This window comes from Citrobacter sp. HN-141 (assembly GCF_033341895.1).
Lineage (GTDB): Bacteria > Pseudomonadota > Gammaproteobacteria > Enterobacterales > Enterobacteriaceae > Citrobacter.
Genome location: NZ_JAWPBF010000008.1, coordinates 44,779 through 60,201, shown reverse-complemented (window position 1 = coordinate 60,201; position 15,423 = coordinate 44,779). Strand labels below are relative to the sequence as shown.

Here is a 15,423-nt window from a genome sequence, read left to right as displayed (position 1 = left end):
AAAAGGAAAGGGTTATGATGAAGCAGGTCATCATACTGGTGATACTCTTAGTCATTAGCTTCTCGGCTTACTAAGACACCAGGGGGAGGGTAAAACCTCCCTAACCCTCACTCCTGAAAGTAATCCACAGTAACGATGATGTCAATACGCACGCTTTTCAGCCTGCGAGCAGCTTAGCGGAAAACCACTTCCGCCCAGCGAGCCAGCCCGGCGGTGACAGAGCCGAAGTCATCGCCACCGGCGATAGGGATCCCCGGAAGCTGTTCAGCAAGGGCTTTTTTGATCAGCGGTGAACGGGCGCTACCGCCGGTCAGATAAATGACATCCGGTTTTTCCTGCGCGTTATCCAGCGCTAACTGAACCTGCTCAAGAATACGTGCCAGCGGTTGGTTTAACGCCGCTTCCAGTCCTTGCTGGCTGATAGCAGTGGCCAGCGCATCGCTGATAAACGGCAGTGCCGCGGTAACGTTTGTCTGGTCAGAAAGCGCAATTTTGCTCTCTTCTGCGCTGCGAACCAGGCGATAACTCAGGCGTTCACGCCAGACTTTAAGCAGCAGCGCCACTTTATCTGCTTCACGTGCATCGCGGATCAGATCGTTGAGTAAACGTCCGTTGGCGGTGCTGTAGAAATCACTTTGTGCCGGAACATCGTTGATCGCGACCGCGTTCCACCAGGGTAAAATCGGCAATGCGATGCCTTTTTCCGTTTCGCCGCCCATACCCAACAGTGGCATCAGATGTTTAAAGGCCAGCGCAATATCCAGATCGTTACCGCCCACGCGGCAGCCGCTGTGTCCCAGCAGGCTGTTTTCGCGATCGGCGCGCTGATGCCATTGCGGTCCCATTAGCAGTAGCGAACAGTCAGTGGTACCACCGCCGATGTCCACCACCAGTACGCGTTTTTCTTCCTGCAAGGTTGCTTCAAAATCCAGACCCGCGGCTACCGGCTCGTACTGAAAAACCACATCCTGAAAACCAGCACGCTTTGCCGCACGCGCAAGAATACCCTGCGCCTGGGCGTTGGCATCATCGCCACCTAACCCCTGGAAGTTGATCGGGCGACCAATAACGGCCTGGGTGATGGCTTCAGGTAGCTGCTTTTGCGCCTGATTGCGAATATGCAGCATCATCGCGCAGACCAAATCCTCAAATAGCGCAACCTGCTGCGGCTTCAGGCCGCTGGCACCCAGGAATGATTTTGGCGATTTAACAAAGTAAACCTCTTCCGGGTCGTCAATGTATTGCGCCAGTGACGCCAGTCCAAACTGCACGCTATTGGCGCTAACATCGATGTCTTCATCGCGGTTATAACGCATCGCACGACTCAGAAGCGCCTGTGTTTCGGCATCCGTCGTGGGGACATCATGATGGCGATACAACCATTCGCTCACCGCTTCACGCGTAGGCGCACAAAGCATTGAGGGCAGTAGCGTGCTGTTATTTTCCATTTTGAGCAAGTGTGGCTGCCCGTCACGCATTACGGCTACTGAACAGTTTGCCGTACCGTAGTCAAAACCAATAAACACCGTAGAAATCCCCATGCCAGTGAAGAAGGGGCGTGACTTTAGCGAAATGTTGCCGCCCCGACAACTGGAATATGAAAGCAAGGCGTATCGATTGAATACCGTTTATGCTGTAGCTTTAACTAAAAAGGACACCTGAATGTTAACACTGAGCTGGCAGCCGCCCTATGACTGGTCCTGGATGCTAGGGTTTCTTGCCGCCCGTGCGGTGGAAGGCGTCGAAACCGTCGGGGAGCTGTATTACGCCAGGAGCCTGGCAATCGGTGAGTATCGCGGGCTGGTGAGTGTAGTGCCTGACCTGAAGACACACCAGCTTCAGGTCAGGCTAAGTCCGGGGTTACAGCCCGTTGCACCAGACTGCCTGGCCAAAATTGAGCGGTTGTTCGATCTTGGCTGCTGTCCACAGCATATTGTTAACGCTCTCGGCAGCCTGGGCGCAGCGCGTCCTGGCCTGCGGCTGCCGGGCTCTGTCGATGCTTTTGAGCAAGGTGTGAGGGCGATATTAGGCCAGTTAGTGAGCGTTGCCATGGCGGCAAAACTGACCGCGAAAGTTGTACACGCCTACGGTGACAGGCTTGATGAGGTGCCTGAGTATGTGTGTTTTCCCACACCACAAGCGCTGGCTGCTGCTGAGCCTTTGCATCTGAAAGCCTTAGGGATGCCGCTCAAACGCGCCGAAGCGCTCATTCATCTGGCACGAGCAACGCTTACCGGAAGGCTTGCATTGGTTGCACCAGCTGATATTGAGCAAGGCGTAAAGCACTTACAAACGTTTCCCGGTATAGGACGCTGGACTGCCAATTATTTCGCGCTACGCGGTTGGCAGGCGAAAGATGTTTTTCTTCCTGACGATTATTTGATCAAACAACGCTTTCCGGGCATGACACCAGCCCAGATCCGGCGCTATGCCGAGCGCTGGAAGCCGTGGCGCTCCTATGCGTTATTGCATATCTGGTATACGGAAAGGTGGCAGCCGTCAGTTGATAGCGAAGTTGCTGGTATTGAGTAGCAGATCCAACGGCTGAGCATCAGCAATGATGTCGCCGTAGATCATATCAATACCGATACCAGAAAGTGCGTCCATAATAAGCGGCATTTGCACGGGGCCGGCGATTGTTTTGATATCCAGTCGCTGCGCATGGCCCTGGATAATAGAAACCCACATTTCATCCATCAGGTTGCCGTGAACACTGGCGCTGATCTCACTGTCGAGTAACAGGTAATCGACGGTGTGAAACTTCAGATTTTCAACGATCTCTAAGTCGCGTCCAACCTGGCTTAAAATAATCCGACAACCCGCGTGACGAAGCCGCTGAATGGCCGATAGGCTCTGAGCTGGATGCGATTTCATCACTCCGGCTGGAATGGTCAGGTGTAATAAGCGTGGTGGTAGCGGACTACGTTGCAACTGCGCCAGCAGTTCATCCACAAGTTCGGTACTCAACAGTCCGGCGGCAGAAAGGGGAAGGGCAATACTGAGTCCCTTACTGGCAATCGCCGTCGCTGCATGCTGGAAAAATTCGTTAAAAACCCGGCGGTCAAGCGCATGATTAAGCGCAGGGTCAACGAGCCCGGTACGGAAGATATGCTCTTCGATAACATCACCGTCCTCTGTTCCCAGGCGCAGTGAGAGGAGCCAGAAGCTGAATGTCTCAGGAATGCGTGGAGAGGCCACACCCCGGGCGATCATGAGCATCGGGTTGTGTGCAATAATGTGTTTCTGTTCATCAAACGACAGCAGTTCCCGTGAGGTGTGCGTCTGACTTTGCTGAGGTTCATACACGCAGACCCGGCCACGTCCGCTGTTTTTGGCGGCATAGCAGGCGATATCTGCCTGAGACATGACCTCAGTCGCGACATGATTTTTCTCATCGATCAGCGTAATACCCGCACTGGCGCCTATGCGGTGCAGACGGCCTTCCCACCTGAACTGATACTCGTTGATGGCGCTGATAATACGGCCTGAGATAAAGCGAGCGCTTTCGATGTTGCAATCAGGCAGCAACAGGCCGAATTCATCGCCACCGAGACGTGCCAGTACATCGCTGGTACGCAGCATGCTGAGCATCAGAGAAGCCAGTTCGCGCAGCAGGGCATCGCCAGCGGCATGGCCCGCGCTATCGTTCACGGCTTTAAACCTATCCAGATCGATAAAGACCAGAACATGGCGTTGATGCGTATCGTGTACGGCTTGTAGCAATTGTTTCAGATGGTTCTCGAAACTGACCCGGTTAGCAAGATGGGTGAGGTCATCATGCGACGCGCTGTAGCTCAGCTGGCGTAACATCTTACGCGACTCGGTGACGTCCTGAATGACCAGTACGGAGCCAATGCTGCCGCCGTCAAGGGTACTGAGTGGCGTAATGCTGTACTGAATGTCGTAACTGTTGCCGTTACGGCAATGCAAAACCACCTCCTGCTCTATGGCAGTACGTGACATATCGGCACTGTAGATGTTTTCCATCAATGGCCCGTTATCGCCAAAGGTAATACGCAGCACTGTCAGTAATGGAATACCTATTGCGTCATCCTGCTGCCAGCCGCTCATCTTCTCGGCAACCGGGTTCATAAAGGTCACATTCATGTCGACATCAATACAAATCACCGCTTCGCCGATTGAGTCCAGCGTGATGTGCAGGCGCTCTTTTTCCTGGTACAACGCTTCGTTGAGCTGCTTCACCTCGGTCATATCCAAATTAATGCCGAGTAAGCGTTCAACTTCTCCGTCTTTATTCAGCACCCGGTTAGCCAACGAGCGGATGTGTCGCACGCCGTCACGTACCGCAATACGAAATTCGAGTTTAAAGGGAATTCGTGCGGCCAGAGAGTCGCGAATCACATTTTCAGCATGCTCGCGATCTTCCGGTACGACGCACTCGTACCAGACTTGCCAACTGGGTTTGATATGCGGCGGGACTTCATAGAGATCGAACATGCGCTTATCCCAACTGATCACGTCGGGTTGCAGTTCCCACTCCCAGATACCAATACCGCCCGCTTCGTTGGCGAGAGTAATGCGTTCCATCAGTCGCTTATTCATCCACTCGGTGTGCTTCAGGTCGTTTATGTCTTCAACCTGCGCAATAAAGTAGAGCGGGGTGTTGTCGCTGTGGCGTACCAGCGAAACGGCCAGCAATGCCCAGACGACGTCGCCCGCACGCGTGTAGTAGCGCTTTTCCATGGAGTAGCTATCGATTTCACCACGGGCCAACATGCCGAGTTGTTCGAGGTCGTTATTCAGATCTTCCGGCCAGGTGAGCTGCTGGAAGGTCAGCGCTCTCAGTTCATCCTGACTGTAGCCAAGAAACTGACACAACGCCTTGTTTGCCTGTAACCACTGCCCTTCGGTACCGACCAGCGCCATGCCAATCGCGGAATATTCCATTGCATTACGAAAACGCGATTCGCTTTCAGAGATGTGTTTTCGCTCGGCCCGAAATGCGTACATCACCATAGTCATCATGTTGGCTGGCAACAGAATCATCAAAAACGGCAGCCACGGAATACTGGTCATCACATTCGCTTTTGGCGTGTAGAGCAGCGATGGGTTGGCAGCCAGCATCAGAGAGACCATCATGACGGTGCTGAGGAAAATTAAAAATGCTTCCATACGTGGCAAACGGACTGCGCTCCACATCAGCAACACAATGACGCAGGTAAACGGCCACGGCACGTACATCATGGAGAGCCAACTGAACGTTAAGGTGACGAGCAGCGTGATGAGGGTCTCAAGCAGTAAACGTGGATCGCGGTGGCGCAGCAGATAATGAGGCTTGAATAACAGACCCAATGGCACCAGCGCCAGCGCGCCGATGGATTCGGAAAGCACCCAAATGAGAAACGTATTTAACGAGGTTCCTTCCGGGAGCAGTAGCCACATCAGCACACCACCTAACAGCGGGGGGATGACGGCGCTACCTAACGCCAAACGCGCCCAGTCATTCAGATTCTGTAAGGGGTTATACCAGGGGAGCAGTTTGCGCAATAACATCGCGCCGGCGACCGCTTCAATAATATTGATGGTCGTATAAGTGTAGTTAAGCGAACCGCCAGGAAAAAACAGCAAAGACGCGCCGATGCTGCCGAATGCGCAAGCCAGCGCTATCCCGGGCCACATTTTTCCTGCATGGCGGTAAAACGCCACCATCATGATTGAGGTTGGAAACCAAAGCGGTGCCAGTTGGGTACCGAAACGCGACAGCTCCAGCGAGAATAGCGTAAAGATAAATGCCACCAGACCTAAACTGGCCAGGCGCAGCAGAGGATGGGGTAGGGTAACTAAAACATGTTGGAATTGTTTACTCATTACCACTTTACCCAAATAGCCGATGTCGGCCAGCAGAGTTACCGGCCGCATCACGTTTAATCTTCGTTTATGCTAGTACAAATAATTTACAATTTATACGCCAGTTGCTCATAAATTAACACGCTCAAGCCATTAATTCCTAAGGCGGGTGAATAAAAATTGAGCCTGCTTTAAAATTAACCGTTTTAATTTGCGACAGGGAAAGCATTGGTGCAGCCTGGGCTGGCATCGCGCTGCTGAAATCCCTATAATTGCCGCGTTTGGCGTTTCGACGCCGCCCTTCCTTACATCCAGGTTAATCAGGTCGCTAAATTTATGACTGATCAGTCCCATCAGTGCGTCATTATCGGCATTGCCGGCGCATCGGCTTCCGGCAAGAGTCTTATTGCCAGTACCCTTTATCGCGAATTGCGTGAACAAGTCGGTGACGAACATATTGGCGTTATTCCCGAAGACAGCTATTACAAAGATCAAAGCCATCTGTCGATGGAAGAACGCGTAAAAACGAACTACGACCATCCGAACGCGATGGATCACAGTTTGCTGTTTCAGCATCTGCAAACACTTAAACGTGGTTCCGCCATTGAATTGCCCGTTTATAGCTATGTTGAACACACGCGCACACAAGAAACTATTCATATTGAACCCAAGAAAGTCATTATCCTGGAAGGCATTTTGTTGCTGACGGATGCGCGTTTGCGTGACGAAATGAACTTCTCCATTTTTGTTGATACGCCGTTGGATATTTGCCTGATGCGCCGTATCAAGCGGGATGTGAATGAACGTGGTCGTTCAATGGATTCGGTGATGGCGCAATACCAAAAAACCGTACGTCCGATGTTCCTGCAATTTATTGAGCCTTCAAAACAATACGCCGATATCATCGTGCCTCGCGGGGGTAAAAACCGCATTGCTATCGATATTCTGAAGGCGAAAATCAGTCAGTTCTTTGAATAAGTTCAGCGAATTGTGTACCGTTCAGTGATAACCTGGTTCACCCTTAATGCGCCTGGCATTAAGGGGTTGAAGCACGAAAGGAGAAAGTGCCATGCGTTTATGTGACCGAGATATTGAAGCCTGGTTGGATGAAGGTCGTTTGTCGATCAATCCACGTCCTCCTGTCGAGCGTATCAATGGCGCAACGGTAGATGTGCGTCTTGGTAACAAATTTCGTACGTTCCGCGGTCATACGGCGGCGTATATTGATTTGAGCGGGCCGAAGGATGAGGTCAGCGCTGCGCTTGACCGCGTAATGAGTGATGAAATTGTCCTCAAAGATGGTGAAGCGTTTTTCCTGCATCCGGGTGAATTAGCGCTGGCGGTAACTTTCGAGTCCGTTACGCTACCTTCCGACCTTGTTGGCTGGTTAGACGGTCGTTCTTCGCTGGCACGTCTGGGCCTGATGGTACACGTTACGGCACACCGTATTGATCCGGGTTGGTCGGGCTGCATCGTCCTGGAATTTTACAACTCAGGAAAATTACCGTTGGCGCTGCGCCCCGGTATGCCGATTGGTGCGCTGAGCTTCGAACCGCTTTCCGGCCCGGCAGCGCGACCTTACAACCGTCGCCAGGATGCGAAGTATCGCGATCAGCAGGGCGCGGTAGCCAGCCGGATCGATAAAGACTGAGTGTTTTTCAGTCCATTGGGGATAGCATGAGACGATTTCTGACGACGCTGATGATTCTTCTGGTCGTGCTGGTGGCCGGTTTCTCTGCGTTAGTATTGTTGGTGAATCCGAACGATTTTCGCGCATACATGGTGAAGCAAGTTGCTGCGCGTAGCGGATATCAACTGCAGTTGGATGGTCCTCTGCGCTGGCACGTATGGCCCCAGTTGAGCATCCTCTCCGGGCGCATGGTGCTAACGGCCGAAGGCGCCAGCGAACCTCTTGTTCGTGCCGACAATATGCGTCTGGACGTCGCCTTGTGGCCGTTGTTGAGTCACCAACTCAGCGTAAAGCAAGTCATGCTCAAAGGCGCGGTGATTCAACTCATACCTGAAACCGAGGCTGTGCGCGGAGTCGATGCCCCTGTTGCGCCAAAAGATAATACACTGCCGGATCTGGCAGAAGATCGTGGATGGTCGTTCGATATCGCTCGCCTGCGCGTGGCTGACAGCGTTCTGGTATTCCAGCATGAAGACGATGAACAGATAACGGTTCGTGATATTCACCTGAATATGGAACAGGATGCCCAGCATCGCGGAACGTTCGATTTCACCGGCCGTGTTAACCGCGACCAGCGCGACCTGACGTTGTCGATCAGCGGCGCTGTCGATGCGTCAGACTATCCGCATGATTTAGTCGCTAACATTGAACAGCTGAGCTGGCAGTTACAGGGCGCTGACTTGCCGCCGCAGGGGATCCGCGGCCAGGGTCAGCTTCAGGCCCGGTGGCAGGAAGAGAAAAAACAGCTCAACTTTACGCAGATTAACTTAACTGCCAATGACAGTTCACTCGCCGGGCAAGCGCAGGTGACGCTGGCGGAGAAACCCGCATGGGACGTCGATCTGAAATTCGGCCAGCTCAATCTGGATAATCTGATCGTACAGCATGACGCTCTGGCGGCGACAGATACCGGGGCACAGCAGAGTCAGAGCCAGTCGACGCTGGCGCGACCGGTCATTGCCTCGCAGGTTGATGCCGTCTCTTATCAGGGACTGCAAGGATTTTCCGCCAATATTGCACTACAGGCGGATAAAGTTCTCTGGCGGAAAATGGCATTTGATAATGTTTCTGCAAAAATCGTCAACCAGGCTGGCTTGTTGAATATCAATGAGTTGCAGGGAAAAAATGACGGTGGATTGATCTCGCTTCCTGGCTCGCTGGATGCCAGAAAAGGCTCTCCTCGGGCAGTCTTTCACCCACGGCTGGAAGGCGTAGAAATCGGCACTATCCTGAAAGCCTTTGACTATCCGATAGCCCTTACTGGCAAGCTGTCACTGACTGGCGATTTTTCGGGCTCTGACATCGATGCGCAGGCATTTCGTCACAGCTGGCAGGGACAGGCCAATGTTGAGATGAGCGGCACGCGTATGGAAGGCATGAACTTCCAGCAACTGGTGCAACAGGCGGTTGAACGTAGCGGCGGCAATGCAAGCTCACAGCAGGATTTGGATAATGCGACGCGGCTGGATCGCTTTGTGACCGATCTGACGCTGGATAACGGCAAGGTTACGCTGGATAACATGGAAGGGCAGTCTGCCATGTTGGCGCTTTCGGGTAAGGGCACGTTAGATCTGGTTGAGCAAAATTGTGATACTCAGTTTAACGTACGCGTGCTGGGCGGATGGCATGGGGAAAGCAAATTGATCGATTTCCTCAAAGCGACCCCGGTTCCGCTCAGGGTCTATGGCAAGTGGCAGTCGTTGAACTATAACCTGCAGGTGGACCAACTCTTGCGTAAGCACATGCAGGATGAAGCAAAACGTCGATTGAACGACTGGGCCGATCGCAACAAAGACTCTCGCAACGGCAAAGACGTTAAAAAGCTGCTGGATAAACTCTGATCTCTATTGCCGGATGTCGCTTTAGCGCCATCCGGCATATCGCTTATACCTCGTAATCCATCTCTTCTTCACTGCGCAGTGGTATCAACTGGACTTTCTGCACCCGATGGTTTTCTACTTGCAAGGTTTTCAGCAAATAATCACCAACCTGTACTTCCTCTCCGGTTTTCGGGATACGCTGCAGATACTCCATTAACAGCCCGGCGATGGTGTGATACTCACGTTTCTCATCTAATGGGATCGGGACATACTGCACCAGGTCTTCCAGCGGCATATGACCGTTTGCCGTCCACGACCCATCGGCGTTTTTCTGAATATCATGACGAGCGTCGATCTCTTCGACTTCATTTGGCAAGTTACCCGCGATGGTTTCCATCACGTCGCTCAGCGTCACAATTCCTTCCACCGAACCAAACTCATCGGCCACAAAAGCGAAGTGCGTACGGGCATTACGGAACTGCTCCAGCGCCGGAAGAAGCGGCAGGGTTTCCGGGAATACCAATGGCTGGCGAAGCAAGACGCGCAAATCGAGCGGTTCGCCACGCAGCGACTGTTGCAGAAGGTCAATCACATGCACCACACCGAGCAGTTCTTCCTGCTCATCTTCTCCGGTTACGACCAGACGCGTATGCTGGTTTTTCTCCAGTAGTGTGCGAATTTCTGTTTCCGGCGCATTGAGATCAATGTGCTCGATATCATGGCGTGACGTCATGATGCTGCTGACGGTTCGCTGATTAAGGTTCAGTACGCGCTCAATCATCCGCCGTTCTTGTGGTGCAAAAATCTGACCTTCATGATGATCCGCCAACATGGCGGCAGTTTCAGCATCCAGCTCGGCATCTTCTTTTTGACCGCTTATCAGGCGCATCACTGCCTCGGCGGTACGCTGGCGTAACGTGTGGTTAGCCGACAGGAAACGACGACGGTTAAAAATAGCCAACTGGTTCAGGGCTTCTATCATGACCGAGAAGCCGATAGCCGCGTACAGATAGCCTTTCGGTATGCGAAAACCGAAGCCTTCCGCGACCAGGCTGAAACCAATCATCAGCAGGAAGCTCAGGCACAGAATAACAATAGTTGGGTGGCTGTTAACAAAGCGGGTCAACGATTTACTGGCCAACATCATCAGGCTGATGGCAATGATCACCGCCGCCATCATGACCGCCAGATGATCAACCATACCAACAGCGGTGATCACCGAGTCCAGTGAGAAAATGGCATCCAGTACCACTATTTGCGCGACCACGCCCCAAAATTTCGCACCCCGACGTTGGGTGGGATTGTCGCTATCTTTCCCTTCCAGCCTTTCGTTAAGCTCCATCGTCGCTTTGAATAGCAGGAAGAAGCCGCCAAATAGCATGATCAGGTCACGGGCGCTGAAGCTGAAGTCCCGAATGCTGAACAGAGGTGTGGTCAGCGTCACCAGCCATGATATTGACGCCAGCAGCAGCAGGCGCATAACCATTGCCAATAGTAGCCCGGTAATACGCGCCTTATCTCGCTGGGATGGCGGGAGTTTCTCCGCGAGGATGGCAATAAAAACAAGATTATCAATGCCAAGAACGAGTTCTATCACGATTAGCGTGACGAGTCCGGCCCAGATTGACGGATCGGCAATCCATTCCATAGTAAATGCTATACCCATAGTTATATGACAATTGTCACAATTCGATCATGGGTAAAACCGACGAAAAATGCAATGGCGAGAAGGGATTTCTCTGCCCTTTATATCATGACTGGGGCGAGAAAATAGCCTGAAGGTAACTGCAAGAAATGGCTTTATTCATCCAGTTATATTTAGGAAATATCGCAGGTTGGATATTTATATATTAATATTGTCAACATCAATAAAATCCTAAAAATAGACATATCTCACGCTTAATATTAATCTTAAAAGGCTATGTTTCAGGACTTGTTATCTTGCCTGCTATTCGGTTAGCTGCAACAATTCTTCCCGTAATAATCAAAAGAGAAATATGTTGCCAGTATCGCACCATGCTATTTCTGATGGGCAGGTGCTATGAATATGATGAAAATTGCGAGGACGGTAAAAATATAAATTAATCAGTGCATTGGTAGCTAATGAAGCCAGGGGCGGTAGCGTGCCTGGTCGCCTGATGATAAACCTAAATTATTCTGTCAAGAGACTGCAGATGAATTCATTTTTTTTAGGACTGATGCCAGTTAAATTTCTATTCAATTAACGGCAAGGTAAATGCAAACAGGCGTAATCGCTATTTAAAACGCACGTGATAATGACTCTGCCAAAGTGATAAATAATCAATGATGAAATCCAAACTTAAATTGATACCAGTATTGGTGTCGGTAATATTGATCAACGGTTGTACCGTGCTTCCGGGCAGCAATATGTCTACCATGGGCAAAGATGTGATTAAGCAGCAGGATGCCGATTTTGATATCAACCGAATGGTGAATGTTTATCCGCTTACCCCTCGACTGGTTGAACAATTGCGTCCGCGACCGAATGTTGCTCAACCTAATATGTCGCTGGATCAGGAGATCTCCGGGTATCAGTACCGGGTTGGACCCGGCGATGTCCTGAATGTCACCGTCTGGGATCATCCCGAACTCACCACGCCTGCGGGACAGTATCGTAGCTCAAGCGATACGGGAAACTGGGTGCAACCTGACGGCACTATGTTTTATCCCTACATTGGCAAAGTTAGCGTGGTGGGAAAAACGTTGGCAGAAATTCGTAGTGATATTACCGGGCGCTTAGCGAAGTACATCGCAGACCCGCAGGTGGACGTTAATATCGCCGCATTCCGCTCGCAGAAGGCGTATGTCTCCGGGCAGGTGAATAAATCCGGTCAACAGGCCATCACCAACGTACCTCTTACCATCCTTGATGCTATTAATGCTGCAGGCGGTCTCACTGAAGCGGCCGACTGGCGCAACGTTGTGCTGACCCACAAAGGGCAGGAGCAACGAATTTCTCTGCAAGCGCTAATGCAAAATGGCGATCTGAGCCAGAACCGTCTGCTCTATCCTGGCGATATTCTGTTTGTCCCGCGAAACGACGACCTGAAAGTGTTCGTGATGGGTGAAGTGAAAAAACAGAGCACCCTCAAGATGGACTTCAGCGGTATGACACTCACCGAAGCGCTGGGTAATGCGGAAGGCATCGACCTGACCACCTCCAATGCCAGCGGTATCTTTGTTATTCGTCCATTAAAAGGCGAGGGTGAGCATAACGGCAAGATAGCCAATATCTACCAGCTTGATATGTCTGATGCGACATCGTTGGTGATGGCGACCTCTTTCCGACTTCAGCCTTACGATGTGGTGTATGTCACGACCGCGCCGGTTGCTCGCTGGAACCGTTTGATCAATCAGTTGCTGCCGACCATTAGCGGTGTTCGTTATATGACGGATACGGCCAGCGACCTTCACAACTGGTAATCGCCATGTTTAACAAAATCTTAGTTGTCTGCGTGGGGAACATTTGCCGCTCTCCGACGGCAGAGCGCTTGTTAAGGCAATTCCATCCGGCGTTGACGGTGTCTTCCGCTGGCCTCGGCGCGCTGGTAGGCAAGGGCGCCGATCCGTGCGCCATCAGTGTGGCGCAGGCACATAACGTGTCGCTGGAAAACCATTGTGCACGGCAGATCTCGGGACGGATGTGCCGGGAGTATGACCTGATCCTGACTATGGAAAAACGCCATATTACGGCGTTGTGTGAAATGGTGCCGGAGATGCGCGGCAAAGTGATGCTGTTCGGCCATTGGGACAGCGAACGCGAAATACCTGACCCGTACCGCAAAAGCCGTGATGCGTTTGATGCGGTGTATGCACTACTTGAGCGGTCTGCCCGCCAATGGGCCCAGGCACTGAATGCGGAGCAGGGAAAATCATGACAGAAAAAGAAAAACAGTCTGCCACGCCGGTAACGGGCAACGATGAAATCGATATCGGACGTCTGGTGGGGACCGTAGTCGAAGCACGCTGGTGGGTACTGGGCATAACCGCCGCATTTGCGCTGTGTGCGGCGGTCTACACCCTGTTTGCCACGCCGATCTACAGTGCCGATGCGCTGGTACAAATTGAGCAAAACACCGGCAGCTCGTTGGTCCAGGATATTGGCTCGGCGTTATCCAACAAGCCACCTGCTTCTGAAGCGGAAATTCAGCTTATTCAGTCACGACGAGTATTGGGCAAAACGGTAGACGATCTCAATCTGGATATTTCCGTCACCAAAGATTCATTTCCTCTTTTTGGTGCCGGCTGGGACCGTCTGATGGGCCGCCAGAATGAAACGGTCAATGTGAAGACTTTCACCTTACCAACGTCAATGAATGAACAGACCTTCACGTTGAGCGTACTGAACGACAAAAGTTATCAACTGGTGAGTGACGGGGGTTTTAGCGCCCGGGGGCAAGTCGGCAAGGTGTTGGAACACGATGGCGTGACGATGCTGGTTGAGGCAATTCATGCCAGCCCGGAGAGCCAATTTACCGTCAGCAAATTCTCCACGCTGGGCATGATAAACACCCTGCAAAATAATCTGATGGTGGCGGAAACAGGCAAAGATACCGGCGTATTAAGCCTGACTTTTACCGGCGAAGACCGCGAGCAAATCCGCCAAATCCTCGACAGTATTACCCGCAACTATCTGCAACAAAACGTGGAACGTAAATCCGAAGAGGCCGCCAAAAGTCTGGCGTTTCTTGCAAAGCAACTGCCTGAGGTGCGTAATCGGCTGGACGTTGCCGAAAACAAGCTGAACGCCTTTCGTCAGGATAAAGACTCCGTGGATTTGCCGCTGGAAGCCAAAGCGGTGCTGGATTCGATGGTGAATATCGACGCGCAGCTGAATGAATTGACCTTCAAAGAAGCGGAGATTTCCAAGCTGTTCACCAAAGCGCACCCGGCGTACCGCACGCTGCTGGAAAAACGCCAGGCGCTGGAAGATGAGAAAAGTAAGCTGAACGGGCGCGTAACGGCGATGCCGAAAACACAGCAGGAAATTGTTCGCCTGACGCGTGATGTGGAGTCCGGTCAGCAGGTCTATATGCAGTTACTGAACAAGCAACAGGAACTGAAGATTACCGAGGCCAGTACGGTTGGCGATGTGCGCATTGTCGATCCCGCGATTGCTCAGCCTGGCGTGCTGAAGCCGAAAACGGCGCTGATTATTCTCGGCAGTATCATTCTCGGTTTGATGCTTTCCGTGGTGGGCGTATTGCTGCGTTCTCTGTTTAATCGCGGTATTGAAAGCCCGCAGGCGCTGGAAGAGCATGGTATCAGCGTGTATGCCAGTATTCCGCTGTCTGAATGGCAAAAAGCACGTGATAACGTTCAGACCATTAAAGGTGTGAAACGCTACAAGCAAAGCCAGCTGTTGGCCGTGGGGAATCCGACTGACCTGGCAATAGAAGCGGTGCGCAGCCTGCGTACCAGCCTGCACTTTGCCATGATGCAATCACGTAATAACGTGCTGATGCTGACCGGGGTCAGCCCGTCGATTGGCAAAACGTTTGTCTGTGCCAACCTGGCTGCGGTTATCAGTCAGACCGACAAGCGCGTGCTGCTGATCGACTGTGATATGCGTAAAGGCTATACCCATGAGCTGCTCGGGACCAATAACATCAACGGTCTGTCTGAGATCCTTAGCGGCAAGGGTGACATTCCCTCCTGCGCAAAACCGACTTCAATTGCACATTTTGACCTGGTCCCTCGCGGGCAGGTTCCCCCCAATCCTTCAGAACTGCTGATGAGCGAACGCTTTGGCGAGCTGATGACCTGGGCCAGTGCGAACTATGACCTGGTGCTGATCGATACGCCGCCCATTCTGGCGGTGACCGATGCGGCTATCGTAGGGCGCCACGTCGGCACCACGCTGATGGTGGCGCGTTACGCGGTCAACACGCTGAAAGAGGTGGAAACCAGTCTGAGTCGCTTCGGGCAAAACGGTATTCAGGTGAAAGGGGTGATCCTCAACTCCATTTTCCGGCGCGCCAGCGGGTATCAGGATTACGGTTACTACGAATACGAATACACGTCGGATTCGAAATAGATAACTAACAGCAACGCATATCGAATGTAGGCCTGATAAGCGTAGCG

Annotated in this window: 11 protein-coding genes; 8 read left to right on the top strand and 3 right to left on the bottom strand. The window is 52.1% G+C overall.

Annotated features, from left to right (window positions below; genetic code table 11):
* The first annotated feature begins 14 nt into the window (after window positions 1-14).
* Window positions 15-74 carry a type I toxin-antitoxin system Ibs family toxin gene (locus RYZ59_RS11525; RefSeq protein WP_137378378.1) on the top strand — a complete coding sequence of 20 codons (60 nt, stop codon included), beginning with the start codon at window positions 15-17 and terminating at the stop codon, window positions 72-74.
* A 99-nt stretch (window positions 75-173) separates the two neighbouring features.
* On the opposite strand, the gene yegD is transcribed toward RYZ59_RS11525, so the two are convergent.
* On the bottom strand, window positions 174-1,526 hold the full coding sequence (gene yegD / locus RYZ59_RS11520) for a molecular chaperone (RefSeq protein ID WP_318048018.1): 1,353 nt from the start codon (window positions 1,524-1,526) through the stop codon (window positions 174-176).
* A gap of 136 nt (window positions 1,527-1,662) precedes the next feature.
* Between yegD and alkA the strand changes: the two genes are divergently transcribed.
* Entirely contained in the window at window positions 1,663-2,532 is an 870-nt protein-coding gene (gene alkA / locus RYZ59_RS11515; protein WP_318048019.1) for a DNA-3-methyladenine glycosylase 2, read from the top strand.
* On the opposite strand, the gene RYZ59_RS11510 is transcribed toward alkA, so the two are convergent.
* Window positions 2,500-5,829: a diguanylate cyclase gene (locus RYZ59_RS11510; protein ID WP_318048091.1), complete on the bottom strand. Its 3,330-nt coding sequence runs from the start codon at window positions 5,827-5,829 to the stop codon at window positions 2,500-2,502. The genes alkA and RYZ59_RS11510 overlap by 33 nt on opposite strands.
* A 315-nt stretch (window positions 5,830-6,144) precedes the next feature.
* Here RYZ59_RS11510 and udk point away from each other — a divergent pair, with 315 nt between their 5' ends.
* From udk to asmA, 3 genes are all read left to right on the top strand, one after another.
* Complete coding sequence (gene udk, locus RYZ59_RS11505) at window positions 6,145-6,786, top strand: uridine kinase (RefSeq protein ID WP_005128328.1); 642 nt, start codon at window positions 6,145-6,147, stop codon at window positions 6,784-6,786.
* A 91-nt stretch (window positions 6,787-6,877) separates the two neighbouring features.
* Window positions 6,878-7,459 carry a dCTP deaminase gene (dcd, locus tag RYZ59_RS11500; protein WP_003036774.1) on the top strand — a complete coding sequence of 194 codons (582 nt, stop codon included), beginning with the start codon at window positions 6,878-6,880 and terminating at the stop codon, window positions 7,457-7,459.
* 26 nt (window positions 7,460-7,485) lie between these two features.
* Window positions 7,486-9,339, top strand: coding sequence for an outer membrane assembly protein AsmA (gene asmA / locus RYZ59_RS11495; RefSeq protein WP_318048020.1), 1,854 nt, complete (start codon window positions 7,486-7,488; stop codon window positions 9,337-9,339).
* Window positions 9,340-9,382: 43 nt separating this feature from the next.
* Here the strand turns inward: asmA and RYZ59_RS11490 are convergent, their stop codons facing one another.
* Window positions 9,383-10,966 carry a TerC family protein gene (locus tag RYZ59_RS11490; protein WP_318048093.1) on the bottom strand — a complete coding sequence of 528 codons (1,584 nt, stop codon included), beginning with the start codon at window positions 10,964-10,966 and terminating at the stop codon, window positions 9,383-9,385.
* Window positions 10,967-11,622: 656 nt separating this feature from the next.
* Here RYZ59_RS11490 and RYZ59_RS11485 point away from each other — a divergent pair.
* Genes RYZ59_RS11485 through wzc form a run of 3 tightly spaced genes read left to right on the top strand, consistent with a single transcriptional unit; the run spans window position 11,623 to window position 15,376 of the window.
* Window positions 11,623-12,762, top strand: a complete 1,140-nt coding sequence (locus tag RYZ59_RS11485; protein ID WP_318048021.1) for a polysaccharide export protein — start codon at window positions 11,623-11,625, stop codon at window positions 12,760-12,762.
* Between the two features lie 5 nt (window positions 12,763-12,767).
* On the top strand, window positions 12,768-13,217 hold the full coding sequence (gene wzb / locus RYZ59_RS11480; RefSeq protein ID WP_271442402.1) for a low molecular weight protein-tyrosine-phosphatase Wzb: 450 nt from the start codon (window positions 12,768-12,770) through the stop codon (window positions 13,215-13,217).
* Window positions 13,214-15,376: a tyrosine-protein kinase Wzc gene (gene wzc / locus RYZ59_RS11475; RefSeq protein ID WP_318048022.1), complete on the top strand. Its 2,163-nt coding sequence runs from the start codon at window positions 13,214-13,216 to the stop codon at window positions 15,374-15,376. The genes wzb and wzc overlap by 4 nt, the downstream gene beginning before the upstream one ends.
* Window positions 15,377-15,423: the final 47 nt, after the last annotated feature.

Excerpts from the sequence above, each read along its gene's own strand:
- alkA (WP_318048019.1), top strand. The coding sequence starts at position 1,663 with ATGTTAACACTGAGCTGGCAGCCGCCCTATGACTGGTCCTGGATGCTA.
- RYZ59_RS11510 (WP_318048091.1), bottom strand. The coding sequence starts at position 5,829 with ATGAGTAAACAATTCCAACATGTTTTAGTTACCCTACCCCATCCTCTG.
- udk (WP_005128328.1), top strand. The coding sequence starts at position 6,145 with ATGACTGATCAGTCCCATCAGTGCGTCATTATCGGCATTGCCGGCGCA.
- dcd (WP_003036774.1), top strand. The coding sequence starts at position 6,878 with ATGCGTTTATGTGACCGAGATATTGAAGCCTGGTTGGATGAAGGTCGT.
- asmA (WP_318048020.1), top strand. The coding sequence starts at position 7,486 with ATGAGACGATTTCTGACGACGCTGATGATTCTTCTGGTCGTGCTGGTG.
- RYZ59_RS11490 (WP_318048093.1), bottom strand. The coding sequence starts at position 10,966 with ATGGAATGGATTGCCGATCCGTCAATCTGGGCCGGACTCGTCACGCTA.
- RYZ59_RS11485 (WP_318048021.1), top strand. The coding sequence starts at position 11,623 with ATGATGAAATCCAAACTTAAATTGATACCAGTATTGGTGTCGGTAATA.
- wzb (WP_271442402.1), top strand. The coding sequence starts at position 12,768 with ATGTTTAACAAAATCTTAGTTGTCTGCGTGGGGAACATTTGCCGCTCT.
- wzc (WP_318048022.1), top strand. The coding sequence starts at position 13,214 with ATGACAGAAAAAGAAAAACAGTCTGCCACGCCGGTAACGGGCAACGAT.